Origin of the sequence: Streptomyces sp. NBC_00683 (assembly GCF_036226745.1) — a bacterium.
GTDB lineage: Bacteria > Actinomycetota > Actinomycetes > Streptomycetales > Streptomycetaceae > Streptomyces.
In genome coordinates this window covers 3,128,215-3,154,632 of sequence record NZ_CP109013.1, presented here as the reverse complement: position 1 = coordinate 3,154,632, position 26,418 = coordinate 3,128,215, and the positions used below count along the sequence as shown (strand labels likewise).

At 70.4% G+C, this 26,418-nt stretch carries 29 protein-coding genes; 13 read left to right on the top strand and 16 right to left on the bottom strand.

Features of this window, described 5'->3' with window-relative positions; translation table 11 throughout:
• Nucleotides 1-16: 16 nt before the first annotated feature.
• Entirely contained in the window at nt 17-829 is an 813-nt protein-coding gene (locus tag OG257_RS13790) for an enoyl-CoA hydratase/isomerase family protein (RefSeq protein WP_329215072.1), read from the bottom strand.
• A 324-nt stretch (nt 830-1,153) separates the two neighbouring features.
• On the opposite strand from OG257_RS13790, the gene OG257_RS13785 reads away from it, so the two are divergent.
• Nucleotides 1,154-1,321: a DUF3117 domain-containing protein gene (locus OG257_RS13785; RefSeq protein ID WP_003966491.1), complete on the top strand. Its 168-nt coding sequence runs from the start codon at nt 1,154-1,156 to the stop codon at nt 1,319-1,321.
• A gap of 85 nt (nt 1,322-1,406) precedes the next feature.
• On the opposite strand, the gene OG257_RS13780 is transcribed toward OG257_RS13785, so the two are convergent.
• Nucleotides 1,407-2,072, bottom strand: a complete 666-nt coding sequence (locus tag OG257_RS13780) for an O-methyltransferase (protein ID WP_329207697.1) — start codon at nt 2,070-2,072, stop codon at nt 1,407-1,409.
• 178 nt (nt 2,073-2,250) lie between these two features.
• On the opposite strand from OG257_RS13780, the gene sigE reads away from it, so the two are divergent.
• The 5 genes from sigE (at nt 2,251) to OG257_RS13755 (ending at nt 7,235) form a co-directional block, all read left to right on the top strand.
• Complete coding sequence (gene sigE / locus OG257_RS13775; RefSeq protein ID WP_329207695.1) at nt 2,251-3,012, top strand: RNA polymerase sigma factor SigE; 762 nt, start codon at nt 2,251-2,253, stop codon at nt 3,010-3,012.
• The gene (locus OG257_RS13770; protein ID WP_329207693.1) at nt 3,009-3,974 is read left to right on the top strand and encodes an anti-sigma factor family protein; all 966 of its coding nucleotides are present in this window, start codon (nt 3,009-3,011) and stop codon (nt 3,972-3,974) included. Before sigE ends, OG257_RS13770 begins: the two co-directional genes overlap by 4 nt.
• A 90-nt stretch (nt 3,975-4,064) precedes the next feature.
• On the top strand, nt 4,065-5,849 hold the full coding sequence (locus tag OG257_RS13765; RefSeq protein ID WP_329207692.1) for a S1C family serine protease: 1,785 nt from the start codon (nt 4,065-4,067) through the stop codon (nt 5,847-5,849).
• Nucleotides 5,850-5,969: 120 nt separating this feature from the next.
• Nucleotides 5,970-6,446, top strand: a complete 477-nt coding sequence (locus tag OG257_RS13760) for a sec-independent translocase (RefSeq protein WP_329207690.1) — start codon at nt 5,970-5,972, stop codon at nt 6,444-6,446.
• Nucleotides 6,447-6,572: 126 nt separating this feature from the next.
• Nucleotides 6,573-7,235 (top strand): hypothetical protein, encoded by a 663-nt coding sequence (locus OG257_RS13755; protein ID WP_329207688.1) that lies wholly within the window; start codon nt 6,573-6,575, stop codon nt 7,233-7,235.
• A gap of 106 nt (nt 7,236-7,341) precedes the next feature.
• Here OG257_RS13755 and OG257_RS13750 read toward each other — a convergent pair whose 3' ends face one another.
• From OG257_RS13750 to OG257_RS13740, 3 genes are read right to left on the bottom strand one after another with little or no spacing between them, the layout of a single operon-like run.
• A complete protein-coding gene (locus tag OG257_RS13750) occupies nt 7,342-8,475 on the bottom strand; it encodes an Mrp/NBP35 family ATP-binding protein (RefSeq protein ID WP_329207687.1) in 1,134 nt (377 codons plus the stop codon).
• Between the two features lie 42 nt (nt 8,476-8,517).
• Entirely contained in the window at nt 8,518-9,078 is a 561-nt protein-coding gene (locus tag OG257_RS13745) for a DUF1003 domain-containing protein (RefSeq protein ID WP_329207685.1), read from the bottom strand.
• A complete protein-coding gene (locus OG257_RS13740) occupies nt 9,068-10,342 on the bottom strand; it encodes a magnesium transporter MgtE N-terminal domain-containing protein (RefSeq protein WP_329207683.1) in 1,275 nt (424 codons plus the stop codon). Before OG257_RS13740 ends, OG257_RS13745 begins: the two co-directional genes overlap by 11 nt.
• Nucleotides 10,343-10,516: 174 nt before the next feature.
• Between OG257_RS13740 and OG257_RS13735 the strand changes: the two genes are divergently transcribed.
• Nucleotides 10,517-11,281 carry a hypothetical protein gene (locus OG257_RS13735; protein WP_329207681.1) on the top strand — a complete coding sequence of 255 codons (765 nt, stop codon included), beginning with the start codon at nt 10,517-10,519 and terminating at the stop codon, nt 11,279-11,281.
• A gap of 48 nt (nt 11,282-11,329) precedes the next feature.
• On the opposite strand, the gene OG257_RS13730 is transcribed toward OG257_RS13735, so the two are convergent.
• A complete protein-coding gene (locus OG257_RS13730) occupies nt 11,330-11,848 on the bottom strand; it encodes a hypothetical protein (RefSeq protein WP_329207679.1) in 519 nt (172 codons plus the stop codon).
• Between the two features lie 12 nt (nt 11,849-11,860).
• On the bottom strand, nt 11,861-12,976 hold the full coding sequence (locus OG257_RS13725) for a magnesium and cobalt transport protein CorA (RefSeq protein WP_329207678.1): 1,116 nt from the start codon (nt 12,974-12,976) through the stop codon (nt 11,861-11,863).
• Nucleotides 12,977-13,384: 408 nt separating this feature from the next.
• Here OG257_RS13725 and OG257_RS13720 point away from each other — a divergent pair, with 408 nt between their 5' ends.
• The 4 genes from OG257_RS13720 to OG257_RS13705 all read left to right on the top strand — a co-directional run bounded on the left by OG257_RS13720 (nt 13,385) and on the right by OG257_RS13705 (nt 16,387).
• Complete coding sequence (locus tag OG257_RS13720) at nt 13,385-13,969, top strand: suppressor of fused domain protein (protein WP_329207676.1); 585 nt, start codon at nt 13,385-13,387, stop codon at nt 13,967-13,969.
• A 79-nt stretch (nt 13,970-14,048) separates the two neighbouring features.
• Complete coding sequence (locus OG257_RS13715) at nt 14,049-14,693, top strand: DUF6758 family protein (protein ID WP_329207674.1); 645 nt, start codon at nt 14,049-14,051, stop codon at nt 14,691-14,693.
• Nucleotides 14,694-14,783: 90 nt separating this feature from the next.
• Nucleotides 14,784-15,650 carry a PHP domain-containing protein gene (locus OG257_RS13710; protein ID WP_329207672.1) on the top strand — a complete coding sequence of 289 codons (867 nt, stop codon included), beginning with the start codon at nt 14,784-14,786 and terminating at the stop codon, nt 15,648-15,650.
• 131 nt (nt 15,651-15,781) lie between these two features.
• Nucleotides 15,782-16,387 carry a MarC family protein gene (locus tag OG257_RS13705; RefSeq protein ID WP_329207670.1) on the top strand — a complete coding sequence of 202 codons (606 nt, stop codon included), beginning with the start codon at nt 15,782-15,784 and terminating at the stop codon, nt 16,385-16,387.
• 80 nt (nt 16,388-16,467) lie between these two features.
• Here the strand turns inward: OG257_RS13705 and OG257_RS13700 are convergent, their stop codons facing one another.
• Nucleotides 16,468-16,620: a hypothetical protein gene (locus OG257_RS13700; RefSeq protein ID WP_093692475.1), complete on the bottom strand. Its 153-nt coding sequence runs from the start codon at nt 16,618-16,620 to the stop codon at nt 16,468-16,470.
• Between the two features lie 210 nt (nt 16,621-16,830).
• On the opposite strand from OG257_RS13700, the gene OG257_RS13695 reads away from it, so the two are divergent.
• A complete protein-coding gene (locus OG257_RS13695; RefSeq protein WP_329207668.1) occupies nt 16,831-17,742 on the top strand; it encodes an NYN domain-containing protein in 912 nt (303 codons plus the stop codon).
• Nucleotides 17,743-17,781: 39 nt separating this feature from the next.
• Here OG257_RS13695 and OG257_RS13690 read toward each other — a convergent pair whose 3' ends face one another.
• The 4 genes from OG257_RS13690 to OG257_RS13675 form a co-directional block, all read right to left on the bottom strand.
• Nucleotides 17,782-19,335, bottom strand: coding sequence for an outer membrane protein assembly factor BamB family protein (locus OG257_RS13690; RefSeq protein ID WP_329207667.1), 1,554 nt, complete (start codon nt 19,333-19,335; stop codon nt 17,782-17,784).
• A 252-nt stretch (nt 19,336-19,587) separates the two neighbouring features.
• On the bottom strand, nt 19,588-20,217 hold the full coding sequence (locus tag OG257_RS13685; protein ID WP_329207665.1) for a hypothetical protein: 630 nt from the start codon (nt 20,215-20,217) through the stop codon (nt 19,588-19,590).
• 133 nt (nt 20,218-20,350) lie between these two features.
• Nucleotides 20,351-21,214 (bottom strand): alpha/beta fold hydrolase, encoded by an 864-nt coding sequence (locus OG257_RS13680; RefSeq protein ID WP_329207663.1) that lies wholly within the window; start codon nt 21,212-21,214, stop codon nt 20,351-20,353.
• A 101-nt stretch (nt 21,215-21,315) separates the two neighbouring features.
• Nucleotides 21,316-23,307: a DEAD/DEAH box helicase gene (locus OG257_RS13675; RefSeq protein WP_329207662.1), complete on the bottom strand. Its 1,992-nt coding sequence runs from the start codon at nt 23,305-23,307 to the stop codon at nt 21,316-21,318.
• Nucleotides 23,308-23,781: 474 nt separating this feature from the next.
• On the opposite strand from OG257_RS13675, the gene OG257_RS13670 reads away from it, so the two are divergent.
• Nucleotides 23,782-24,528: a ferritin-like fold-containing protein gene (locus OG257_RS13670; RefSeq protein ID WP_329207660.1), complete on the top strand. Its 747-nt coding sequence runs from the start codon at nt 23,782-23,784 to the stop codon at nt 24,526-24,528.
• A 9-nt stretch (nt 24,529-24,537) separates the two neighbouring features.
• Here OG257_RS13670 and OG257_RS13665 read toward each other — a convergent pair whose 3' ends face one another.
• The 4 genes from OG257_RS13665 to OG257_RS13650 all read right to left on the bottom strand — a co-directional run bounded on the left by OG257_RS13665 (nt 24,538) and on the right by OG257_RS13650 (nt 26,411).
• Nucleotides 24,538-24,810 (bottom strand): hypothetical protein, encoded by a 273-nt coding sequence (locus tag OG257_RS13665; RefSeq protein WP_329207658.1) that lies wholly within the window; start codon nt 24,808-24,810, stop codon nt 24,538-24,540.
• Nucleotides 24,811-25,021: 211 nt separating this feature from the next.
• On the bottom strand, nt 25,022-25,249 hold the full coding sequence (locus OG257_RS13660; RefSeq protein WP_329207656.1) for a DUF3107 domain-containing protein: 228 nt from the start codon (nt 25,247-25,249) through the stop codon (nt 25,022-25,024).
• A gap of 136 nt (nt 25,250-25,385) precedes the next feature.
• Complete coding sequence (locus OG257_RS13655) at nt 25,386-26,027, bottom strand: TetR/AcrR family transcriptional regulator (RefSeq protein WP_329207654.1); 642 nt, start codon at nt 26,025-26,027, stop codon at nt 25,386-25,388.
• A gap of 168 nt (nt 26,028-26,195) precedes the next feature.
• On the bottom strand, nt 26,196-26,411 hold the full coding sequence (locus OG257_RS13650) for a hypothetical protein (protein WP_329207652.1): 216 nt from the start codon (nt 26,409-26,411) through the stop codon (nt 26,196-26,198).
• Nucleotides 26,412-26,418: the final 7 nt, after the last annotated feature.

Below are 26,418 nucleotides of genomic sequence, written 5' to 3'. Positions count from 1 at the left end.
CGGTCGGCCGCGGCCGCTACTTGCCGAGGTACTTCGGCGGCTGCTTGGCGAGGAACGCCTCGACCGCGATGGTGTGGTCCTGTGACGCGCCCGCCCGGGTCTGGAGCTCGTCCTCCTTCTCCAGCGACTCGGCGAGCGTGTGGCCCGCGCCGTACGCCATCGACGCCTTCAGCGCCGCGTACGCCACCGTCGGCCCCTCCGCGAGGGCACGCGCCACCGCCAGGGCCTCCTTGGCCAGGTCGGCGGCAGGCACCACCTTGTTGGCGATGCCCAGCTCGTACGCCTCCTGCGCGGAGATCGAACGCGGGAAGAACAGCAGGTCGGCGGCGCGACTCGCGCCGATCAGCCGGGGCAGCGTCCAGGAGACGCCCGAGTCGGCCGTGAGGGCCACGCCCGCGAAGGACGTGTTGAAGGCGGCCGTATCGGCGACCACGCGGTAGTCGGCCGCGAGTGCGAATCCGAAACCGGCGCCCGCGGCGACCCCGTTGACCCCTGCCACGACGGGCTTCTCCATCTCGGTGATGGCCCGCACGATCGGGTTGTAGTGCTCCTTCACGGTGCTCAGCGCGTTGCCGCCGCCCGACTCGCGGGCCTCGGCGAGCTTGGAGACGTGCTCTTTGAGGTCCTGGCCCACGCAGAAGGCGCGCCCGGTGGCGGTGAGCAGAACTGCTCGTACGGCGGTGTCCTCGGCGACGGATCGAAGGGCGTCGCGGAGCGCGACCTTCGCCGCGGTGTTCATGGCGTTCATCGCGTCGGGTCGGTTGATCGTGATCGTCGCGAGCCCGTCGCTCACGTCCGTGAGCACGGCATCAGCCGTGGTGTCGGCCATGTCGGCCATCGCTGGGTCTCCTTAACGGCTCCGGCATTGTGCCTGTCCAGGCAAGCATGGCCGACGTCGGACGGGCCTGAGATGTGACCTGCGTCTAACAATTGGCTCTCGGCTGAGGGCCGATGGCGGCGCAGTATCGCAGCCGGATCGCCGAATTGGGTGGTTTTGAGAGAGTGCGTTGCGCAAGCGATGCCGACCGATGTTGGTCATCGGGGTCTCCGATGCGGGATAATGCGAAGGAAGCAATGTGTTCGACGCCGGTGAGGCAGCGCCTGTCATGGGGCCGCCGGTTGGGATGAGCTGGTTTCAGGAAGGGGAACGAGCATGGCGGCCATGAAGCCGCGGACGGGCGACGGCCCGCTCGAGGTGACAAAGGAGGGGCGGGGCATTGTCATGCGCGTTCCGCTCGAAGGCGGCGGTCGGCTTGTCGTCGAGCTGACTCCGGACGAGGCCGATGCACTCGGCGATGCCCTGAAGAAGGTCGTCGGCTGACGTAGACGCGCCCACACTTCACCACTGCCCCGGCACGGATTTCCGTGCCGGGGCAGTGGTGCGTCACGGATCAGGTGGCACGGCCTCAGCCGCGTCGCACCGCGCACAGCAGCCCGTCGCCCACCGGCAGCAGCGTCGCCATCAGCTCCTGGCTCTCCCGCACCGCCCGCAGCAGCTCACGCAGGCGCAGTACCTCGGCCGGCTGGGCGGCGGAATCGATGGTGCGGCCGTCCGCGAAGACGCCTTCGAAGCAGACGAGACCGCCGGGCCGCAGCAGGCGCAACGATTCAGCGAGGCAGTCCAGGCTCTCCAGCCGGTCACCGTCGCAGAAAACAAGGTCGTACCCGCCGTCGGCGAGCCGCGGCAGTACGTCGAGGGCGCGCCCGGGGATGAACCGTGCCCGGTTCGTGGCGAAACCCGCAGCCCGGAACGCCTCGCGCGCGAACTGCTGGCGCTCCGGTTCCGGATCGACGGTGGTCAGTACGCCGTCGGGGCGCATCCCGTTCAGCAGATAGATGCCGGACACGCCCGTACCGGTGCCGATTTCGGCCACCGCTTTGGCGTCCGCGGCGGCAGCGAGCAGGCGCAGCGCAGCTCCGGTGCCTGGGGACACCGAGCGGAGCCCTGCCTCGCGGGCCCGGTCACGGGCCCAGCGCAGAGCTGCGTCCTCGGCGACAAAGGCGTCGGCGAACGCCCAGCTTGTCTGCCGGTTGGCGGTAATGACCCTCTCCTGTCCCCGTAGTTGGCGCAACGGTGACTGTATCCGCTGGAGCCGGGAACCCGCAGATGGGACCGGGCGTTAGGTAGAGGCAGGGGAAAACACATGGATCGGACCCGCCGGCCGGGCCCGGAATATGGCCCTTGTTCCCGGGTACGCCCGGGTGACAGCAGGTAAAAAGGCTTATCCGGAGCTAACGGGCGAGGTGGCTATGGTAGGGGCTCCACTGGACACCACCAGAGCCGATAGGGGAGGTGCGGCTGCGCCTGTGGATCGGGGAGGAGTGCTGCGGCGCTTTCTCAGGTCGGCGGGTGAGCCGAAATCCGTGACCAACATTGCTGACCGTTCTTCCAACGATTCCGCACCGACCGCGACCTTCGCCTCAGATGCGGATTCTCAGGCGTGGACCCCGCCCTCATGGGAAGAGATCGTCAGCACGCACAGCGGTCGCGTGTACCGCCTTGCCTACCGGCTGACAGGAAACCAGCACGACGCCGAGGACCTCACCCAGGAGGTCTTCGTCCGCGTCTTCCGATCGCTGTCGACGTACACGCCCGGCACCTTCGAGGGCTGGCTGCACCGGATCACGACGAATCTCTTCCTGGACATGGTCCGCCGCAAGCAGCGGATCCGTTTCGACTCCCTGGGCGACGACGCCGCGGAGCGGCTGCCGAGCCGTGAGCCGTCCCCTCAGCAGGTCTTCAACGACACCCACTTCGACGCGGACGTCCAGCAGGCGCTGGACACCCTCGCGCCCGAGTTCCGTGCGGCAGTCGTGCTCTGCGACATCGAGGGCCTCTCTTACGAGGAGATCGCCGCCACACTCGGCGTGAAGCTCGGGACCGTGCGCAGCCGTATCCACCGGGGCCGCTCGCACCTGCGCAAGGCGCTGCAGCACCGTTCCCCGGAGGCACGCGCCGAGCAGCGTTCGCTGGCGGACGCGGTCCTGGCAGGGGAGGGCGGAACGGCGTGAGCGCCACAGGTCCGACCCCCGCGGAGCAGCATCTCGGGGACCGGCTCGCCGCGCTTGTAGACGGCGAGCTCAAACACGACGCCCGGGAGCGGGTCCTCGCCCACCTGGCGACCTGTTCCAGGTGCAAGGCCGAGGCCGACGCCCAGCGGCGGCTGAAGAGCGCCTTCGCGACCGCCACCCCTCCGTCCCCCTCCGAGGGGTTCCTTGCCCGTCTGCAGGGCCTTCCCGGGGGCCCCGGGAGTGACGACGACGGCCCGAGCCGCCCCTTCGGCAGCGGACGGCGCTTCGGGGAGGGACTCTTCCCCGAACTGCAGCACCCCGACGGACGTACGGGCACGGCCTCCGGGTCCTCACCGCTGGACGGATTCGGCTACCTCCCCACCGCGCACGGCTCCACCGCCGTGCTGCCGGGCGGCCCCGCCGGATCGGCCTTCCGCATCCACGGAGTGGGCCGCGAGGCAGACCGTTCGCCGTGGCGTGCCCGGCGCTTCGCGTTCGCCGCGGCAAGTGCCGTCTCGCTGGCAGCCATTGCGCTCGGCGGCGCCCTCCCCCTGGACCAGGGTCCCGACGTGCCGCTCAGCGCGGAGGGCGCGGGAAGCAGCGTGACGCCGCTCGACGCCGACGCACGGACCGGCAGTGCCAGCGCCGCGGCCAGCCGCAGTGGCGGCGGTGCCCTCGCGGTCGGTGAGAGCCCGGCCGCGGTCGCGCCCTCGCCGTCCTCGTCCGCCCGGCCGGTGCTCGCCGCCGCGCCGTCGCTCCTCAGCACGACGATGCTGAGCGGGCACTCGTACGCGTACCCGGTGCTGAACGTGACCGTGCCGCCGCTGATACGCCCGACCGATGCCGGCCCGCTGTTCTCGGCCACGCTCGGCGGGGGAGCGGACCCGAAGTCGGCGGCGCCCACGGCGACGGCCGCGCCGCAGCTGCGTGACCACGCGATGCCGCTTTCTCCCCTGCGCTGACCGGGACCCTGCGCACGGATTCGCAAACCTGGTTGAATTCCGGGAGGGACGCCCCTGTGGGGGCGTGCAGAGGCCAGTTGCGGGGAGAGCATGGACGACGGAAAGCCCAGCGGGCCGAAGGCGAAGTGGTGGAGCCGTCCCTCGACGGGACGTGCTGTCCCTGCCGAGCCGGAGGACTCGACGCCCGTCGCGGACACGGCCGAGGACACCGCGGTCCACGGGACGGCACCGGCAGCGGAGCCGGCGGCCGAAGCAGCACCCCGGCCCGCCCCCGCGGTCGCCGAGCCGCCCGCGCCTCCGCTCGCCGAGCCGCCCGCCGTCGCCGAGCCGCCCGCCCCCCGTGCACAGCCGCTGCACGCTCCCGACGAGTACAGCACCCCGCCCTACGGAGGCCCGGGGCCATGGGCGCCCGCGCCGCCCGTGCAGCGCCCGGTGCCGACCCCGGCGCACGGCACCCCGGTACCCCCGCCGTACGCGGGGACGAACGGGCAGGGGACGGCCGTCCATGCCCCGGCACCGGTACCCGTCCCGGCCCCTGCCCCTGCAGGGCAGGGCCCCGGTGAGGCGTACGCACCGCCGCCCCAGCCCCACGCGGTGCCGCAGCAGCATCACCACGGCGCGCCCCCGCAGCAGCCCCAGCCCCACCCCGCCCAGCACGAGTTCCAGCCGCAGACGTCCCAGTGGCTGCGCTACGACCCGTGGGGCGCGCCCCAGCAGCCGCTCACCCACCCCGGCCCGCCCCTCGGCGCCGACCCGCAGCCCCGCAGGCGCCGTCGCGGATCCGCCCTGATCGGTGCCGCGTTGCTCGCTCTCGTCGCCGGCGGGATCGGCGGCGGCATCGGCGCCTACGCCGAGCGCAACGGGGGTCTGACCACGGTCGAGCTTCCGCAGGCCGGCCGGGACAGCGGAGGCAGGGCGCCCGACAGCGTCGCGGGCATCGCGTCCAGTGCGCTGCCCAGCGTGGTGACCCTGCACGTCAGCGGTTCCGCCGAGTCCGGCACGGGCACCGGCTTCGTACTCGACAACAAGGGCCACATCCTCACCAACAACCACGTGGTCGCTCCCGCGGGTTCCAACGGGGACATCACCGTCACGTTCAGCGGGGGAGAGACCGCGCAGGCCGAGATCGTCGGCAAGGACAGCGGCTACGACCTGGCGGTCGTCAAGGTGACCGGCGTCTCGGGCCTCAAGCCCCTGCCCCTCGGCAACTCCGACAACGTGCAGGTCGGCGATCCGGTGGTGGCCATCGGTGCCCCCTTCGACCTGTCCAACACGGTCACGTCCGGCATCATCAGCGCCAAGCAGCGGCCCATCACCGCAGGCGGCGAGAAGGGTGACGGCTCGGACGTCAGCTATGTCGACGCCCTGCAGACCGACGCCCCGATCAACCCCGGCAACTCCGGCGGCCCGCTCGTCGACTCCGAGGCCCATGTCATCGGCATCAACAGCGCCATCCGTGGCGCCGACAGCGGCTCCGGCCTCGACGGCGGTCAGTCCGGCTCCATCGGCCTCGGCTTCGCCATACCGATCAACCAGGGCAAGCGCGTCGCCGAAGAGCTGATCAACACGGGCAAGGCCACCCACCCGGTGATCGGCGTCACGCTGGACATGAAGTTCACCGGCGACGGCGCCAAGGTCGGCGGAAAGGGCGCTGACGGCGGGTCCGCGGTCACCGCCGACGGTCCCGCGGACAAGGCGGGCATCAAGCCGGGCGACATCATCACCGAGGTGGAGGGCGAGCGCGTGCACAGCGGTGAGGAACTGATCGTCAAGATCCGTGCCCACCGGCCGGGCGACCGGCTCGGCCTCAAGCTGACCCGTGGTGGCAAAGAGCTGTCCATGACTTTGACGCTCGGCTCGGCGAGCGGCACCTGACGGCCACCGGCAGGTACCGCCCGGACAGCTTCGCCGGGTACCGTGGAGCCGGTCCGGGCCCCTGACGACCTGGTGGCGGAGAACCGCGGAGAACACGCAGAGAACACGAGGAGCAGCAAGGTGTTCAATGACATAGGCGCACTCGAGCTCCTGACGCTCGTGGTTCTTGCCGTGCTCGTATTCGGTCCGGAGAAACTGCCGAAGGTCATCCAGGACGTCACGCGGACCATCCGCAAGATCCGTGAGTTCTCGGACAGCGCCAAGGAAGACATCCGCTCGGAGCTCGGCCCGCAGTTCAAGGACTTCGAGTTCGAGGATCTCAACCCCAAGACCTTCGTCCGCAAGCAGCTCATGGACGGCAACGACGACCTGGGGCTCAAGGAGATCCGCGAGAGCTTCGACCTGCGCAAGGAGATGGCCGATGTCACCGACGCGGTGAACGGCCGTGAGAGTGCCTCCTCCGCCTCCGGCGCCGGTGCTGCGGCAGCGTCCGCCGTCGGCGCGTCGGCCGGTTCCGGTTCCGCGCCCGATCTGCTCAAGAAGCCCGCGCAGCCCGCGAAGGACGAGCGTCCGCCGTTCGACGCAGACGCCACCTGAGACCGGTCAATCCCGACTCGTCCGGACGGTATGGCTATTCTCCATCTGTCCGGTTGCGAGGTTGCCCATGCCCACGGGGGGAGGGCCGCTCCGGATCAGTGCAAGATCGAGGAGGCGGCCGGACAGATGGAGACGACGAGTCGGGTAGGGGCGGAAGACGCGCCCAGCGCAGTCACCGCAGAGGGGGTGCCGGCGACCCGGCGTACTGTCGACGGCTATCTCAAGGCGCCGTTCCCCTGGTACGGGCTGGACGGGGCCTTCACCGGCCCGCGCTGGCTGATGCAGGTCACCGCCTCGGCGGACGGCACCGTGCAGCACGGTTCCACCGGGCACGGCGAGGAGCCGGTGGTGCGGGCCGACGCGGGCGCCGAGAAGGCTCGCTTCGCGGTGGTCGTGACGGTGGCCAGCAGTCCGGTACGGCGCAGTGGTGACGGCACCGGTGTGCTGGACGCCACCACCGTGTCCTCGGCGGCCTGGCTGGCGGGCTCCGGTCTGCTGGCCTACACATGGCCCCCGCAGATGGACCACACCCTGCGCAACGAATGGCTGAACCAGCAGACCGAGACCGCGTTCGAACTCGCCGACGACCTGGGTGAGGCGCCCTGGTCGACGCTCTCCCTGCCGGTGGACGGCGTTCCGGTGGAGTTCCACTACCGCGAGTCCGAGTTCGGCTGGGTGCTGGCGGGTTCGGCGCCCGACGGGGTGCACATCGGCGCGTACGGGCGTGGGATGAGCGCCTACGGCCTGGGCTTCGCCGTGGTCGGCGACATCGCCGCGTACGACAACTGAGCGAACGCGCGGCGGCGAGCGAACCGTCCTGGGACAACAGTGCCGGGGCGGCAGCGGTCAGGGGCGGCACCTCCGAGGAGGTGCCGCCCCTGACCCGTCGGACCGCTCAGAACTTGTTGCGCGGGGTGAGCCCCAGCGACATGCCGGACAGGCCGCGCTGACGGCCGCTCAGCTTCTCCGCGATGGACCGCAGCGCGGCGCCGGCCGCGGAGTCCGGGTCGGACAGCACGACGGGCTTGCCCTCGTCGCCGCCCTCGCGCAGGCGCACGTCGATCGGGATGGTGCCCAGGACCGGTACCTCGGCGCCCACCGTCTTCGTCAGCCCCTCGGCGACCCGCTGGCCGCCGCCCGAGCCGAACACGTCGACGATCTCGTCGCAGTGCGGGCACGGCATCCCCGACATGTTCTCGACGACGCCGACGATCTTCTGGTGGGTCTGCACGGCGATGGAGCCGGCCCGCTCGGCAACCTCGGCCGCGGCCTGCTGGGGGGTCGTGACGACGAGGATCTCGGCGTTCGGCACGAGCTGTGCCACGGAGATCGCGATGTCACCGGTGCCCGGCGGCAGGTCGAGCAGCAGGACGTCCAGGTCGCCCCAGTACACATCGGCGAGGAACTGCTGCAGCGCGCGGTGCAGCATGGGCCCGCGCCACACCACCGGGGCGTTGCCCGGGGTGAACATGCCGATGGAGATCACCTTCACGCCGTGCGCCGACGGCGGCATGATCATGTTCTCGACCTGGGTGGGCTTGCCGTCCACGCCGAGCATCCGGGGCACGCTGTGGCCGTAGATGTCCGCGTCCACCACGCCGACCTTGAGTCCGTCGGCCGCCATCGCCGCGGCGAGGTTCACGGTCACCGAGGACTTGCCGACGCCGCCCTTGCCGGACGCGACCGCGTAGACCCGGGTCAGGGACCCGGGCTTGGCGAACGGCACCTCACGCTCCGCCGTGCCGCCGCGCAGCGAGGAGGCGAGCTCCTTGCGCTGTTCGTCGCTCATCACGTCAAGAGTGACCTCGACCCGCGACACGCCCTCGACACGGGCCACCGCGTCGGTCACGTTCTTGGTGATCGTCTCTCGCATCGGGCAGCCGGAAACCGTGAGGTACACGGTGACAGCGACCACACCGTCAGGATCGATTTCGACCGATTTCACCATGCCCAGCTCGGTGATCGGTCGGTGGATCTCCGGGTCGTTCACTGTCGCCAGTGCTTCACGCACCGCGTCTTCCGTAGCCATAGGACGATGGTACGGCGCCGGTGCCTACGCGCGGGTAGCCCTTCAGCGGTCGCCTTCGTCACTCTCGACCTGGAAGAGGACCTGTCGCTCCTCCATGTCCTTCACCATGGCTTCCAGCTCCGAGCGGATCCAGTCCCGGGTGGCGACCTCGCCGAGACCCATCCGGAGCGCCGCGATCTCGCGGGTGAGGTACTCGGTGTCCGCGATCGACCGCTCGTTCTGCTTGCGGTCCTGCTCGTGGGTCACCCGGTCGCGGTCGTCCTGGCGGTTCTGTGCGAGGAGGATCAGCGGGGCCGCGTACGAGGCCTGGAGGGACAGCATCAGGGTCAGGAAGATGAACGGGTACTGATCGAACCGGAACTTCTCCGGCGCGAAGATGTTCCACACCACCCACAGGATGATGATCAGCGTCATCCAGACGATGAACCGTCCCGTGCCCAGGAAACGGGCGATGCGCTCGGAGAAGCGGCCGAACGCCTCGGGGTCGTACTCCGGCAGCAGCCTGCGCCGCTGGGCCTTCGGCTGGTCGAGCCGGGGCCGCGGGGGCCGCACGATGCCCGACGCGCCGGTAGACGCGGCCCTGGGGCGGTCCTCACCGGTCATCGGCGATCCCCTCCTCGCCCTGGAAGTCGGTCTCGCGCCAGTCCTCGGGCAGCAGGTGGTCGAGCACGTCGTCGACCGTCACCGCGCCCAGCAGCGACCCGGTCTCGTCCACCACGGGAACGGAGACCATGTTGTACGCGGCCAGAAAGCTGGTCACGGCCGACAGCGGGGTGTCCGGCGTCAGGGGTACGAGATCGCTGTCGACGAGCGAGCTGACCAGCGTGAACGGCGGATCGCGCAGCAGCCGCTGGAAGTGCACCGTGCCCAGGTACTTGCCCGTCGGGGTCTCGTCCGGTGCCCTGCAGACGTACACCTGCGCGGCCAGCGCCGGGGAGAGGTCCTGCTGCCGGACCCTGGCCAGCGCGTCCGCGACCGTCGCGTCGGGCCGCAGGATGATCGGCTCGGTCGTCATCAGACCGCCCGCGGTCCGCTCCTCGTAGGACATCAGTCGCCGTACGTCGGCGGCGTCGTCCGGCCGCATCAGCGCCAGCAGTCGTTCCTTGTCCGCCTCCGGCAGCTCCGAGAGCAGGTCGGCCGCATCGTCCGGGTCCATCGCCTCGAGGACGTCCGCCGCGCGGTCCTCCTTGAGCTTGCCGAGGATCTCCACCTGGTCGTCCTCGGGGAGTTCCTCCAGGACGTCCGCGAGCCGGTCGTCGTCCAGGGCGGCGGCGACCTCGGCCCGGCGCTTGGGCGACAGGTGGTGCAGGGCGTTGGCGACATCCGTCGGACGCAGCCGTTCGAAGGTGGCGACCAGGCTCTCGGCACCCTGGCCGTGCTCGTCCAGCGAGAAGCCGCTGATCGCCGACCACTCCACGGTCAGCGTCTCGCCCTTGCGGCGCAGCGCGCCGCCGCGCCCCTTGCGTACGAAGAACTTGTCGATCTCCCAGTCGCGGCGGGCCGGCAGCTGCTGGATCGCGACATCGAGGACGGTGACCTCCTCGTCGGTCTCGACCAGGTGCACCCGCCGGTCAAGGATCTCGCCGAGAACGAGTCGCTCGGTCGGGCGCTGCTCGAAGCGCCGCATGTTGACCACTCCGGTGGTGATGACCTGACCCGACTCGACGCCCGTCACCCGGATCATCGGCAGGAAGATCCGCCGCCGGCTCACCACTTCGACGACCATCCCGAGCAGCCGCGGCGGTTTGCCGCCGACGCGCAGCATGGCCACCAGGTCGCGGACCCGGCCGACCTGGTCGCCGTTGGGGTCGAAGACCGGCACACCGGAGAGGTGCGAGACGAAGACACGGGGAGCGCCTGCTGCCATCCTGTGCGCCTCCCTGAAGTCCCTCACGCCCTCCTTTGCGTGATCAGGCTAGCCCGTACCGCGACGGTGTGCCCCGGTGGACCCGTCCGTACGGCGCACTGCCGAAGGGCGTACGCGGCACAGGTACGCTGCCGTCTGCCACCCCCCGACACACAGACGAGAGGCAGTGCGCCCGTGACCTCTTCCGCCCCGGCCGTCCGGGCCCATCGCCGGACCGCTCTCGCCGTGGTGCTCTGTGCGGGCCTGACGGCCGCGCTCACGGCCTGCGCCGGAGAGGACCCGGACAAGGGGACCAACGGCGTCGGCAAGCTGACCGCGGCCCGGATCGATCAGAAGGCACGGGCGGCGGCGGACGCCGCGGACGCGGTGCGGCTCGCCGGAAAACTGGTCAGCAAGGGGGGCACGTACACCCTGAACATGCAGCTCAGCGCCGATGGCGGCACCGGATCGGTCACCTCGAAGCAGAGCACGTTCGCGTTGCTGCGGATCGGCGACGAGCTCTTCCTCAAGGCCGACGCGGGCTTCTGGAACCACGAGGAGTCGGGCGACGGCGACAACGAGGACGACCAGGCCGCCGCCGACAAGCTGCAGGGCAAGTACGTGAAGGTCCCTCAGGACGACCCGACGTACAAGCAGCTGCGCGGCTTCACGGAGAAGAAGATCCTGCTCGACGGGGTCCTCGCACTGCACGGAAAGATCAACAAGGGCGACCGCGACACGATCGGCGGGGTGCGGACCGTGCAGATCATGGGCGGAAAAGGTGAGGGTGGCGCGCTCGACGTCTCCCTGGAGGGCACCCCGTATCCGCTGCGCGTGGCGCGTGGCGGGGGCGGCGGCATCGTCACCCTCGCCGACTGGGGCAAGGCCTTCACACTGGAGGCGCCGCCGGAGAGCGCCACCGTCGACTACGGCGGCGAGCTCCCCAAGTCCTCCGGCTGAGCGCGGACCCGTCCGCCGGCTCCTCCCGGCCCGACGGCTGCCGGTCCGTCAGCTCTTCCTGCGGCGCTTGAGCAGCAGCCGGGGAAGCGCGGCGGGCGCGGGCTGCCGCGTGGTCGCCGCCGTGGGCAGCGGGGCCGCGGCCAGGGAGCCGTCCGGCAGTTCCGTACGGGAGGCGCCCGGTGTCAGCCGTACCACCCGGCACTCACGCGCCCACCGGTCAGTCATCTGTTCGGCGTCCGGTGCGTTCAGCCGCTTGCCCTTGAGCTCGGCGACCGCGGCCTCCCACTCCTCGGAGTGCGGTTCCAGCACGGCGACCGCGGCGGTCCAGGCGACGAGCCTGCCGCCCTTGTCCTTGCTGCGCACGGTCACTTCGGCGGCGCCGCCGTCCACCAGGCCCTCGGGGAGCGGCTGCTCCCCGGGGCCGTCGCCGACGAGCACGGCCGCGGCCTCGTGCCAGACGTGCCACAGGGCCCGGGCGGGGCCGGTGCCCCGCACCCAGATCAGGCCGGACTTCTTGGTGGCCTCTTCGACGAGAGCCCGGCCCAGCAACACGTCAGCAGCAGTCATGCCCGAACTCTATTAGAGCCAGCCGTTGCGCTTGAGGCTGCGGTGGATGGTGAAGCAGACGATTCCGATGACGCCCATCACCACCGGATAGCCGTACGTCCACCTCAGCTCCGGCATGTGATCGAAGTTCATGCCGTACACGCCGCAGATCATCGTCGGTACGGCGATGATGGCGGCCCAGGACGTGATCTTGCGCATGTCCTCGTTCTGCGTCACCGTCGCCTGCGCCAGATTGGCCTGAAGGATCGAGTTGAGCAGTTCGTCGAAGCCGATGACCTCCTCGTGCACGCGGGCGAGGTGGTCGGCGACATCGCGGAAGTACTTCTGGATGTCGGGATCGATCAGCCGCATCGGGCGCTCGCTCAGCAGCTGCATGGGCCGCAGCAGCGGCGACACGGCGCGCTTGAACTCCAGTACCTCGCGCTTCAGCTGGTAGATCCGGCCCGCGTCCGAACCGCGGGGCCCGCCCTTCGCCGGGGTGGAGAACACATCGATCTCGACCTCGTCGATGTCGTCCTGCACCGAAGCGGCCACCGCGATGTACCCGTCGACCACATGGTCCGCGATGGAGTGGAGCACGGCGGAAGGGCCCTTGGCGAGCAGCTCCGGGTCGTCCTGGAGCCGGTGGCGCAGGGCGCGAAGCGAGCCCTGTCCGCCGTGCCGGACGGTGATGACGAAGTCCCGCCCGGTGAAGCACATCACCTCGCCGGTCTCGACGACCTCGCTGGTCGCGGTCAGCTCGGCGTGCTCGACGTAGTGGATGGTCTTGAAGACGGTGAACAGCGTGTCGTCGTACCGCTCCAGCTTGGGCCGCTGGTGGGCATGGACGGCGTCCTCGACGGCGAGCGGGTGGAGGCCGAACTCCCGTGCGATACCGGCGAATTCCTCCTCGGTCGGCTCGTGCAGGCCGATCCAGGCGAATCCGCCGTCCTCACGCACGCGCAGCATCGCCTCGTGCGGGGTCTGGCAGGCGTCGGCCGCGAGCCGGCGCCCGCCCCGGTAGACCGCGCAGTCGACGACAGCGCTGGAGACGGTCGGGTCGCGGGTGGTGTCGTAGCTGTTGTACGGGGTGTTGCTCTTGCGCAGGGACGGGCGCACGGCGGCGCGCAGGTCGCGGATCATCGACAAGGCTGGCTCCTTCACGGAGGGCCGTCGGCGGGGGCGTGGAACAGCCCGGAATGGGGACGTGCGCTCACGTCCGCAAAGCGGGCGGCACCGCGCAGGCGCGATGACGGCGTTCGCTACAGACAGGCAAAAACGAGGGGCTCTTCCGTTGCGCGAACTGCCGCGAGGACGTCCTGGGAGGGCGTCAGATCACAGAAGGTAGGCGTCGTGCGGAAGAACGGTTGGTACTGCACGGTCGACTTGGATCCACCGCAGCCCCACCTCCTCCGGCCGGTCCCCCGTGGGGGATCACGTGTGCCGGGACTGAGAGCAACGCTTCTGCGTGCTGTCCCGGCCGACGGCCCAGGCTATCAGCCACCCCGGGGCCAATCCGTACCTTTGCCCGTTCGAAACGCGTTCTATGCTCGCGGCATGGGAGAAATTCTTGCTCTGGTCGAGGCCCGGCTCCGTACGGCCCTGGGCGAACCGGACGCACGCGCCGATGTGACGTTCCTCGGCACGGACCGTATCGAGGTGCTCCGCTTCATCGACGGCGACGTGGTGCGCTACGCCACGCTCGGCATGTCCGCACAGCCGATGGCCGATCCCACCTCGCCCCTCGCCGACCCGGTGAAGGGCCCGCGCGCGGAACTGGTCCTGTCGGTACGGGCCGGCCTCGCCGACACCGACCAGGTGCTGCGGCCGCTCGCGGTGCTGGCCGCCTCCCCGCAGGTCGAGGGATTGATCGTGACCCCGGGCGCGTCGCTGGACCTCGGCCAACCGCTGTGGTCCGGGGCACCGTTCGACGCGGTGCTCGTCGCCGAGCCGGGCGGCCTGGTCGAGGACCTGGAGCTGGACGAACCGATGGACCCGGTGCGCTTCCTGCCGCTGCTGCCGATGACCCGCAACGAGGCGGCCTGGAAGAGGGTCAGGGGGGCGCAGGAACTGCAGGAGCGCTGGCTGTCCCAGGGGACGGATCTGCGAGACCCGCTGCGTTCCTCGGTACCCCTGGACTGACCGGGTCCGCGGGGTCGCCGCGCTGCGGACGGGTGATCGTCCTTGACGCGGCGACGACCGGGGAGGACCGTTGGGCCCTATGAGGGGCGAACCCAGTTGCCCGAAGTGCGGTGGCCGGGTCAGGGCGCCCGGTCTGTTCGCCGATTCCTGGCAGTGCCCCGAGCACGGCCAGGTGCATCCGATGCAGCCGGTGATCCCACCCAGTGTCGAGGCGCTGGGCGTGGTGGTGCACCGGGCTCAGGTGCCGGTGTGGATGCCGTGGCCGCTCCCGGTCGGCTGGCTGTTCACCGGCGTGGCGTACGCCGGTGACGACCGCAGCGGCGGCCGGGCGACCGCGATGGCGTGCTCCGGCCCCGGTCCGCTCGGGGGCATGGGCGAGCTGCTGCTCGTCGCGGAGGAACTCGGCGTCGGACTCGGCGCGCGCTACGCGGGCATCGAGGGCCTGGACCCCGGTGCCGGATTCGGTGCCGAGGGCGCACCGGACGCCAAGGTGCACGCCGCAGGGCGTCCCACTCCGCTCTGGCACGTCAAGGACGCCCCGGACGACCGGGCGGTGTTCGCGGGCGAGGCACGCGGTCTGTGGCTCTGGGCAATCATCTGGCCCGAACAGTCCGGCCTCCTGATGTACGACGAACTGGTGCTGACCGATCTGCGCGACGCCGGCGCGGAGGTGGACCTCCTCCCGTGCGGGGCCCTCACACCCCGGCTGCTCACGCCGCCCTGACCGGGGCCGCGGCGACGGGGCCGGGCGCGCCGTGCCCGGCGGTTATCCTTGACCGTCCCCCTGTCCGCAGCCTGCCCTGGAGTACGCGTCGTGCGCATCGATCTGCACACCCACTCCACCGCGTCGGACGGCACGGACACCCCCGCCGAACTGGTGGCCCGTGCCGCCGCGGCGGGCCTGGACGTCGTCGCCCTCACCGACCACGACACGGTGGGTGGGCACGCGGAAGCGGCCGCGGCCCTTCCTGAGGGCCTCACGCTCGTCACGGGCGCCGAGCTCTCCTGCCGCATCGACGGCATCGGCCTGCACATGCTGGCGTACCTCTTCGATCCCTCGGAGCCCGAACTGGCGCGCGAGCGCGAGCTCGTACGGGACGACCGGGTGCCGCGCGCGCAGACGATGGTGGCCAAGCTCCGGGAACTCGGCGTACCGGTCACCTGGGAGCAGGTCGCGCGGATCGCCGGGGACGGCTCCGTGGGCCGTCCCCACATCGCCACCGCGCTGGTGGACCTCGGCGTCGTCGACACCGTCTCCGACGCCTTCACGCCGGCCTGGCTCGCGAACGGCGGACGCGCCTACGCGGAGAAGCACGAACTCGACCCGTTCGACGCGATCCGGCTGGTCAAGGCCGCCGGCGGCGTCACGGTCTTCGCCCACCCGCTCGCCGTCAAGCGCGGCGACGTGGTGCCCGAGGCGGCGATCGCCCGTCTGGCGGCCGCGGGGCTCGACGGCATCGAGGTGGACCACATGGACCACGACGAGCCCACCAGGGCCCGGCTGCGCGGCCTCGCGGGCGACCTGGGGCTGCTGCCCACCGGGTCCAGCGACTACCACGGCACCCGCAAGACCGTACGGCTCGGGGAGTACACCACCGATCCCGAGATCTACGGCGAGATCACCCGGCGCGCCACGGGAGCCTTCCCGGTGCCGGGAGCCGGCGGAGCCCGCCGGGCGTAACGCGCCTCCCGCACGCTCCTCACTCCTGTTTCCGGCGGCACCCCTGTCGCCCCCTCGCAGCGTCCGGCCGTCCTCGCGGCCCCGGACATGCGCACCCCTGTTCGGCCCGCTCTTCTCTCGCAAGGCTCACTGTGTTCGACGTCGCTGTCTTCGGATCCCTTTTTCTCACCCTTTTTGTGATTATGGATCCCCCCGGAATCACTCCGATCTTCCTGGCCCTCACCGCGGGCCGTCCCGCCAAGGTGCAGCGCAGGATGGCCCTTCAGGCGGTCGCGGTCGCCTTCGGGGTGATCGCCGTCTTCGGTCTGCTCGGTCAGCAGATCCTCGACTACCTGCATGTCTCCGTCCCCGCGCTGATGATCGCGGGCGGGCTGCTCCTGCTGCTGATCGCGCTGGACCTGCTCACCGGCAAGACGGACGAGCCGACGCAGACCAAGGACGTCAATGTGGCTCTCGTTCCGCTGGGGATGCCGCTGCTCGCCGGGCCCGGCGCCATCGTGTCGGTGATTCTGGCGGTGCAGCACGCGGACGACGCGGCCGGTCAGCTCTCGGTCTGGTCGGCGATCATCGCCATGCACGTCGTGCTCTGGGTGACCATGCGCTATTCGCTGTTGATCATCCGTGTGATCAAGGACGGCGGTGTGGTGCTGGTGACCCGGCTCGCCGGAATGATGCTCTCGGCCATCGCCGTCCAGCAGATCATCAACGGGGTCACCCAGGTCATCCAGAACTCCTGACGCCCGGACAGCACAGCGCCCCCGCACAGACCTTCCGTGCGGGGGCGCTTCTCTTCAACGGCGCAAAGCGGTGTAAGGCGTTACGAAGCCGAACTGTCGGCCGGCCGGATGTAGATGCGCTGGCCTATGGCCGCAGCCTGCTGCACGATCCGGTTGACGGAGGCGGCGTCCACGACGGTGCTGTCCACGGCGGTACCGTCGACATCGTCGAGTCGCATGATCTCGAAGCGCATATGGCTTCCCTTCGTCTGATCCTCCTGCTGGAGAACTACTGGGAGGACGGGCTGGCCGTCCGCAAGGATGAAGAGCGCAAGGCGTCTGCGTCTCGCGCTCCACGGGGGGTACAACGGCTTGCCCTCTACAAACATTCCCTACGCTAAGGAAATTTTTTGGATGTCTAAGTACCCTTCAGTAATTGAGCATGCGCAGACAATGAGGACCGCATGAACGACGCGGACACGCAGCCGGACGAAGGAGCGGGCATCCGCGAGCAGCTGGACCGCACCAACGAGCTGCTCCAGCGCGTGCTCGCCGAGGTGTCCAAGACGCCCTCGACCCACGCGATCTTCGTGGACGCGGGTTATGTCTACGCCGCGGCCGGGCTGCTCGTCACCGGCACCGAGGACCGCCGATCCTTCGACCTCGACGCGGAAGGGCTGATCGAGGCCTTCATCGACAAGGCCCGCACGATCTTCGCGGACAGCAGGCTGCTGCGCGTGTACTGGTACGACGGAGCCAGGCGCCGGATCCACACGGTCGAGCAGCAGTCCATCGCGGAGCTCCCCGACGTCAAGGTCAGGCTCGGCAACCTCAACGCCAACAACCAGCAGAAGGGCGTCGACTCGCTGATCCGTACCGACCTCGAGTCACTGGCCAGGCACCGGGCCATCAGCGACGCGGCACTCGTCGGCGGCGACGAGGACCTGGTCTCGGCCGTCGAGGCGGCACAGGGCTACGGGGCACGCGTCCACCTCTGGGGCATCGAGGCCGGCGAAGGACGCAACCAGGCCGAGCCGCTGCTCTGGGAGGTCGACAGCCAGCGCACCTTCGACCTCGACTTCTGCCGCCCGTACGTGACCCGGCGCTCCGTCACGATGTACGAGGACGACAGCCCGGCACCGGCCCGCGAGGACGTCCGCTTCGTCGGCGCGCAGATCGCCGCCACCTGGCTCTCCTCGCGCGGCCGGGAATCCCTCGCCGATCTGCTGCCGGGACACCCCTACCTGCCGGGCTCCGTCGACCAGGACCTGCTCGTCGAGGCCGAGCGGCTGCTCCAGCACTCACTGCGCGGGCACGCGCACCTGAGGCGAGCGCTGCGCGACGGCTTCTGGCAGCACCTGCAGGCGCAGTACTGACACCTCCGACAAGGTGCACGTGACCACGACGAAGGCCGGTCAGGGCGGGCCGGGGGCGAAGGACAGCATGCGGGCTTCGTGCTGGTCGTCGGCGCCGCTCACGCTCGCCGACGTGATCACGACCCGTCCGTCGGCATAGGCCAGCCGCCCGCCGGCCATCTCGTACTCCTGCACCGTGGTCGATGCGGGGTGTCGCAGCACCACCTTCTCCGTACCTGCGGCACCCGGGCCCATCAGGAAGGTCCGGCCGGGGCGGCTCGGTGTGGCCGACTCGTAGACGAGCACCGCCTTGCCCTTCTCCGCACGCAGGGGGTGCAAGGTGCGCAGCTCGTTGCTCTTGACCCCCCAGAGGAACTTCCCGGTGGCCAGGTCGTACAGGCGGATCCTGTCGTTGCCGCCCAGAACGATGAGGCCGTTGCCGACCGCGGTGCCGCGACAGGGCTGGATGTCGCCGCCGCTCCCGTACCCGGCGCATCGCTCGATACTCGTGCCCCGCGGGTCGATGGTGGTGCCGGGCTTTCCTCCCGGGCCCAGGGCCACGACCCGCCAGTCGTCGATGTGATCCACGGCGTTCTCCGTGGTGAAGACGACCGGATCGACGGAGATCATGCTTCCGACCTTCCATCCGGTCCTGGTCCGGTGGCGCCACAGGACCTTGCCGGTGAGCGGGTCGATCTCGCGGAGCTGGCTGTGGTTCTTGCTCTGGTCGACGTCGATCGCGCAGTCGGACTTCACCAGGAGCCGGGAACCGCCCGCCACGTCGTCGGGGAAGCACTTCCCCGGGTCCTCCCAGGGGATGTCGAACAACTCGGTACCGTCATCGACCCGGTAGGCGGTCGCCTTCATGCTCCGGGCGATCGCGAAAGTACCGGCGCTGATGGCGCTGTGCACGATGAACGTGTTGTCCCCGTCACCGGTCTCGGGGAGCTCCTTGTACCAACCCGGCTTCCCGGTCTTCAGATCGATCATCCGCAGTTGGTTGCACCGGTTGTTCCGCCCGGAGTCGGCCCGCTTGTGGTAGACGAGCACGACCTTGCCGTCGGGCGTGGGGTTGGCCGGTGTCTCGCAGACGGGAGCGGGCAACGGCATGCTCCAGACCTCGGCGCCGTCCGAGAGACGGTAGGCCGCGACCTTTCTGTGCAGGGCCTGGACAACGGTGTCGCCGACGATCCACAGGTCGTAGAGCTTCTGGTGCCCGCTGGGAAGATCGGTCTTGTCGTCGACGATCCACGTCGCCGCGTCCCCCGGCTTCCGTGCGGCGTTGATCTCCTCCGTGGTCGGGATGTGCTTCGCCTGCGGGGTGCCGACCGCCGGGGAACCGGGCGGGGCCATCGGCGCGGAGGGGCTGGACGATTCCTTCGCCACGGGGGTGGCGGGCCCGTCCTTTCCCCGGTCGGCGAGGGCGTACACCCCTCCTCCCACGGCCACGAGCAGGAGCGCGACGGCGGCGGCGATGACCGGTGCTCCGCCGAAGCGCCGCCGACGCGGTGGCGGTCCGGGCGGCGGCCCGAAGCCTTCCGAGGCATACGGGTTGCCGGGAACCGGCTGCTGCGGCGAGCCCGGTGTGTACCAGGGCTCGGTCGGGTCGGGCATGGGTCTTCCCCCTGAGACGCGCCACTCGGTCAGGAACCTACTTCTCGGGCTCAGGCTCGGGAGACGCCGGGCGGAGGTGTGCTCCGTCGTCTTACGAGGCGGCCCGTGAAGATCACTGGTATGGACGCGCCTCGCGCCGTTGCGGTTCTCCCGCAACGGCAAGGGACCGCACGGTCGCTGAGAAGCCGTCAACCATCCTCGAAGAGCTGGTTCTCCGCCCACGGCGATGCTCGGGCAACAGCGTCAGATCGATCACTGATTCCGCTTTCCTGACGTGAACGGCCCGGACACGGGGGCCACGCACTTGTCGACGACGGTCCCCTCGCCGGCCGCCGAGCCCTCCAGGCAGAGCCGTCCGCCCTTGTCACGCAGGTCGAGGAAGAACCGTGTGGTCGCACCCGACTGCTTCAGGCCGTGAATGCGCTCGTCGCCATAGCCGAGGTCGTTCAGGATCGTCCTGACCTCGGCGGGGCTGGGATCCACCAGATCCCGGAGCGCCTGGGCGATGCGCTCCTCATGGAGATTGCTCGCGCACCAGTCACGAGCGTTCAACTCCACTTCCGGCCCCGCCGTGGGGGCGGCGGGCTCGACGTCCGGCGGTGTCTCCACCGCACCAGCCGGCAGTGGCAGCGCCGGACCGCTCGGCGGCGGCTCCGGCGGGGCGCTCGGGGGGCACGACTCCTCGACCCTGTCTGCTATCTCCGTGAGGCCGGGCCGGGCCTCGGCGGTGTCAGCGCGCTCGCTTCGCAGTCCTCCGGCGCTCGTCTTCTCGGTGCCGCAGGCGGCGAGCGCCAGAGCGGCAAGAGCTGTCATGACGAGCGTGTGCCGTGTGCGGCGTGGGAAGCGGGTAACCGTGCTGGTCAGGGCGGGGTTTCGTCTCATGCGCCAAGTCTGTGATCAAGCCGCCCCCCGCACGTGAGTACTCGTACTCACGTGCGCGGGGGGACTCGCTCAAACTTCGATCAGACGTGACCGAACTTCAGCGGGGCGAGACACCGGTGGATGAAGAGCAGGATCAGAGGCTGTTCCAGAACGAGACGAGCGCCGCCGCCGTCACGTCCGGCCTGGCCGTGTTGGGGGAGTGCTCGGCTCCCTCGACCACGGTGCGCCGCGCACCCAGCCGCCGCGCCATGTCGTCCAGCAGCGGCACGGGCCAGACGTCGTCGCTCTCGCCCGACACCACGTGGACGGGCAGGGGCAGGGCGGCGAGCTCGGCCACCCGGTCCGGCTCGGCCGAGAGCTGGGCACCCGTGGCGATCAGCTGCGCGGGGTGGTGCCGCATCCAGCGGCGGCGCAGGTCCTCCCCGTCCCCGGTGTCCGCGTCCTCGGGCGGATCGAGGGCGCGCATGGCCTGCCAGACGTCGGCCATGCTCCAGCGGGTCAGGGCGTCGCTGAGCAGCTGGGCCTTCTTCTGCTGGGCGGGGGCGATCTCGGCCGGTCCGGACGACATCAGGGTGAGCGAACGGAACGGCGACGCGTCGAGCAGCACCGCGGCGCGGGCGATCTGGCCGCCCAGGGAGTGCCCGAGCAGATGGATCCCACCGGTTGCGGGGGCGCCGTCGGGGCCGGCGAGCGCGGCGGCCTGGGCGAGTACGTCACGGGCCAACTCGGCCTGTGCGTAAGACTCCTGACGGTCCGTCCCCTCGGTCTCGTACTGACCTCGGCCGTCGACGGACACCACCCGGAACCCGGCATCCGCAAGAGGTTCGAGCAGGGCGATGAAGTCCTCCTTGCTGCCGGTGTACCCGGGCAGCAGAAGGGCGGTGGAGTGCGCTTCGGTACGCGGTGCCGCGTCCAGCACGGCGAAGTCCCCGCGCGCGGTACGCAGCATGCGGGCACGGGCACAGGGGGGCGGGGCGAAGGTGGGCGGCCGGCTCATGGGGCGAGGTTATCGCCGGTGGCGGTACCGCGCCCGGGAACGCGTACGGCCCCGGTCCCCGCGGGTGCGGGAACCGGGGCCGTACGGGCGGACCGGAGTGATCAGCCTTCGGTCGTCGCTGCCTCGGCGGCGGCCGTGGTCGCGCGGGCACGACGACGGCGCGGCTTCGCAGGTGCCTCGTCCTCGGACACGGCAACGCTCGAAGCCGTCTCGGAGACTGCGGCCTCCGCCTTCACGGCGGCGCGCGGCCGACGGCGGCGCGGCTTCGTCTCCACGGCGTCCTCGGTGGCGGCCGGAGCAGCGGCCACCGCCTCGGTCTTCGGCTTGGCGGCGGCGCGGGGCCGACGGCGGGCCTTGGTGTCCGGCACGGGCTCGGACGCCGGAGCGATCTGGAAGTCGACCTCGTCGACGACCGGCTTGACGACACGGGCGCGGCGGCGCGGCTTGGTGACGGGCTCCGCCACCGGTGCGGCAACGGCCACGGTCTGGAAGTCGACCACGGTCTCGGCGGCCGGGGCCACCGTCACCGTCTCGGCGACAGCCTTCACGGTGGTGGTCCGGGCGCGGCGGCGGCGAGGCTTCGCGTCGGCCTCCGGCTCGGCCTCGGCCACGGGTGCGGCCACGACGGTCTCGACGACAGCGGGCGAGGCCGGAGCCTCGGCCACGGCCACCGCGGACTCCACGACGCCCTCGGGGGCGCCGACGCGGGCGCGGCGACGGCGGCGCGGGGTACGCGCCTCCGTCTGCTCCTCGCCGGCCTCCGTGGACGGCGCGGGCACGGTGACGGCGCCTTCCTCGGAGGCGCTGCCGCCCCGGGTGCGACGACGCTGACGCGGGGTGCGCGGGGCGCGCTCCTCACGAGGGGCGGGGGCGGTCGCGGCCGACTTGCGGCCGCGGCCGCCGGTCTCGCCGAGGTCCTCGAGCTCCTCGGCCCGCAGACCCGCACGGGTCCGCTCGGTCCGCGGCAGAACACCCTTGGTGCCCGCGGGGATGTCGAGGTCCTCGTACAGGTGCGGCGAGGTGGAGTACGTCTCGACCGGGTCCGGGAACTTCAGGTCCAGGGCCTTGTTGATCAGCTGCCAGCGCGGGATGTCGTCCCAGTCGACCAGCGTGATCGCGATGCCCTTTGCGCCCGCGCGGCCGGTGCGGCCGATGCGGTGGAGGTAGGTCTTCTCGTCCTCCGGCGACTGGTAGTTGATGACATGGGTCACACCCTCGACATCGATACCGCGCGCGGCGACATCGGTGCAGACGAGGACGTCCACCTTGCCGTTGCGGAACGCCCGCAGTGCCTGCTCACGGGCGCCCTGGCCGAGGTCGCCATGGACCGCGCCGGACGCGAAACCGCGCTTCTCCAGCTGGTCGGCGATGTCGGCGGCCGTGCGCTTCGTACGGCAGAAGACCATGGCCAGTCCGCGTCCGTTGGCCTGGAGGATGCGGGAGAGCATCTCCGGCTTGTCCATGTTGTGCGCGCGGTAGACGTGCTGCGCGGTGTTCTTGACGGTCGTGCCCTCGTCGTCGGGCGACGTGGCGTTGATGTGCGTCGGCTGCGACATGTAGCGGCGCGCGAGAGAGATGACGGCGCCCGGCATGGTGGCCGAGAACAGCATCGTCTGGCGCTTCGGCGGCAGCATCGTGATGATGCGCTCGACGTCGGGCAGGAAGCCGAGGTCGAGCATCTCGTCGGCCTCGTCGAGGACGAGGACGCGGATGTGCGAGAGGTCGAGCTTGCGCTGGCCCGCCAGGTCGAGCAGACGGCCCGGGGTGCCGACGATCACATCGACGCCCTTCTTGAGGGCCTCGACCTGGGGCTCGTACGCCCGGCCGCCGTAGATCGCGAGAACGCGGACGTTACGGACCTTGCCGGCGGTGAGCAGGTCGTTGGTGACCTGCTGGCACAGCTCGCGGGTGGGGACGACGATGAGAGCCTGCGGCGCGTCGGTGAGCTTCTCCGGCGCGGCGCGGCCCGACTCCACATCGGCGGGGACGGTCACGCGCTCCAGGAGCGGAAGACCGAAACCGAGCGTCTTGCCGGTGCCGGTCTTGGCCTGGCCGATGACGTCGGAGCCGGAGAGCGCTACGGGGAGCGTCATCTCCTGGATGGGGAAGGGGGACGTGATGCCGACAGCCTCAAGGGCTTCGGCCGTCTCGGTAAGGATTCCGAGGTCGCGGAAGGTAGTCAGGGTGCTGCCTCTTCTGTGAGACGCGGTCCGAGGCGAACGCTGGGGGTCGTACCGTGCCGGGGTTGGTCATCCGGCCGTGGATGGGCCGGGTGGCGCGGGACCACTGCCGTCGCTCGAGCGCTCGTGCCGCTGAGGGGGCCCCTCATCTGCGGTCGTACGTGTCGCACACACCGCGTGGAGGGCTGTCGGGTCGGAGCCGATCGGGCCACCGACCGGGCATCCTCATTCAAGGTCGCGCTTCTGGCACATGAAAATGCTCAGTAAGCGCAATACCACTGTACCCCGGATTCGCGCATGTGTGTTGGGCGAATTCATCGGAACGGTGTGATGTCTCCGGCTGACCAGGCCCTTCCGTCCCGGAGCGGGCGGGCTATTCTGCGCTCCATGGAGACGCCTGACAACGCCACTGAAGCATCCGAAGAAGCCCCCGTACCCACCGGGATCGCCGCCCAGGACTGGGCCACCGCGTCCGCCGACCCGCAGTACCGTGCCGCAGTCGTGGATCTGCTGGGCGCGCTCGCCTATGGCGAACTGGCGGCCTTCGAGCGGCTCGCCGAGGATGCGAAACTCGCGCCGACACTCGGCGACAAGGCTGCACTGGCAAAGATGGCGTCCGCCGAATTCCATCACTTCGAGCAGCTGACGGACCGGCTCACCGCGATCGAGGAGGAGCCGACGGCGGCCATGGAGCCGTTCGCCAAGGCGCTGGACGACTTCCACCGGCAGACCGCGCCCTCGGACTGGCTCGAGGGCCTGGTCAAGGCGTACGTGGGCGACTCGATCGCCAGTGACTTCTACCGTGAGATCGCGGCCCGCCTCGACACGGACACCCGCTCCCTCGTGCTGTCCGTGCTCGACGACACCGGGCACGGCAACTTCGCGGTCGAGAAGGTGCGGGCCGCCATCGAGGCGGAACCCCGTGTGGGCGGCAGGCTCGCGCTCTGGGCCCGTCGGCTGATGGGGGAGGCGCTCTCCCAGGCCCAGCGGGTGGTCGCCGACCGGGACGCCCTGTCGACGATGCTCGTGGGCGGGGTCGCGGACGGCTTCGACCTGGCCGAGGTCGGCCGGATGTTCTCCAGGATCACCGAGGCCCACACCAAGCGGATGGCCGCACTCGGCCTCGCGGCCTGACGGACGCCGCTACTGGGCCGCCGCGGACCGGACCGGCCGGCTGCGGCGCGGGCGGATGAGCAGCGACAGGGTCACCGCCCCGACCAGTACCGCGCCGACCGGTGTCGCCAGGACATGGCCGGAGCCCAGCGCCGAGTGCGTCAGATACGCCCCGAACAGGGCCCCGAGCGCCCCGGTGACGAGCACGGTGCGGTGGGACGGGAGCCGGTCGGGCAGCCGGCGGAGCGCGACCCAGGACAGTGCGAGTCCGAGCACGACGGAGCTGATGGATTCCCAGAGCACAGAGTGTCACCTCGCTTGATTGTGCGGCGGGCAGATCGGTCGTAGGCGGTATTACCCGAGGCCGCGGAATGCAACCCTCCCCCGCCCCCGCGAAACCCCTCCGGGGGAAAACCGGTGGTGAAACGGTTGGGGCGGGAAAACGGGGGCAGCGGAAGAGGCCCGGCGGATGTTCTCCGCCGGGCCTCTTCCGCTGTCTTTCGGGTCGCGCGACCTACAGCGCGCCGAACCCCACCCGTCGGGTGCTGGGCTCGCCGATCTCCACGTACGCGATCCGGTCGGCCGGCACCAGAACCTTGCGGCCCTTGTCGTCCGTGAGGCTGAGCAGCTGCGCCTTGCCGCTGAGCGCCTCGCCGACCGCGCTCTCGACCTCTTCGGCGGAAAGCCCGCTCTCCAGAATGATCTCCCGGGGCGTGTGCTGCACCCCGATCTTGACCTCCACGGCTATGTCCCTCCGACGGTCCGTCTCTGCGCGGTGAACCGCGCCGTACGCAGCACACATTAGCCCGGTGAAGGGAACGACCACGGGTCGACCGGCAACGCCCGCAGCGAACACCGGCGCCTGCCGCGCCGGGGACTCAGCTCTGATCGGTGCCGTGCAGCGGGAATCCCGCGATGCCCCGCCACGCGAGCGAGGTCAACAGCTGTACCGCGGTGTCACGCGGAATGCCGGACCGGCTGGAGAGCCAGTAGCGCGCGACCACCTGGGAGACACCGCCCAGGCCGACCGCGAGCAGCATCGACTCGTCCTTGGACAGACCCGTGTCACCCGCGATCACGTCGGAGATCGCTTCGGCGCACTGCAGCGAGACCCGGTCGACCCGCTCGCGGACCGCGGGCTCGTTGGTCAGGTCGGACTCGAAGACCAGGCGGAAGGCGCCGCCCTCGTCCTCCACGTACGCGAAGTAGGCGTCCATCGTGGCCGCCACGCGCAGCTTGTTGTCCGTCGTCGAGGCAAGGGCCGTGCGGACCGCCTGGAGCAGCGACTCGCAGTGCTGGTCGAGCAGGGCCAGGTAGAGCTCCAGCTTGCCCGGGAAGTGCTGGTACAGCACCGGCTTGCTGACACCGGCCCGCTCCGCGATGTCGTCCATCGCGGCGGAGTGGTAGCCCTGCGCGACGAAGACCTCCTGCGCAGCGCCCAGCAGCTGATTACGTCGGGCGCGGCGGGGCAGGCGAGTGCCCCGCGGGCGCGCTGCCTCTGTCTGCTCGATGGCTGTCACGCCGCCTCCCAAATTTGTGATCAAGCACAGCCGTTCAGTACACGCTGCGCCGTGCAGCCATCGTACTTTTGAGTAACCCGGGTGTGCGCGGCGCGGACGCAGAATTTCACGGACCGGACTGCTGCGGTAGCCATAGATGTGTCAGGTGATGCCGCAAAGCAGGGCGTATTACCGGTAATCGTCCTCATCTTGTGCGACAACGCGGGCCTGCTCCGCCGCATCGGCCTCGTTTGCCTTGGTCCGGTCGATGTCGGTGAGCGGTTCGTCGCGCTCCTGCCGGATGTCGGCGTGCTGCTCCGCGGCGTCGGCTTCGGGCGTCTCCTGGTCCGGTTCGTCGGACTGGGCGTCCTCGAAGGTCTCCGGGTCGCTCGGGTCGACCGTCATGATGGCT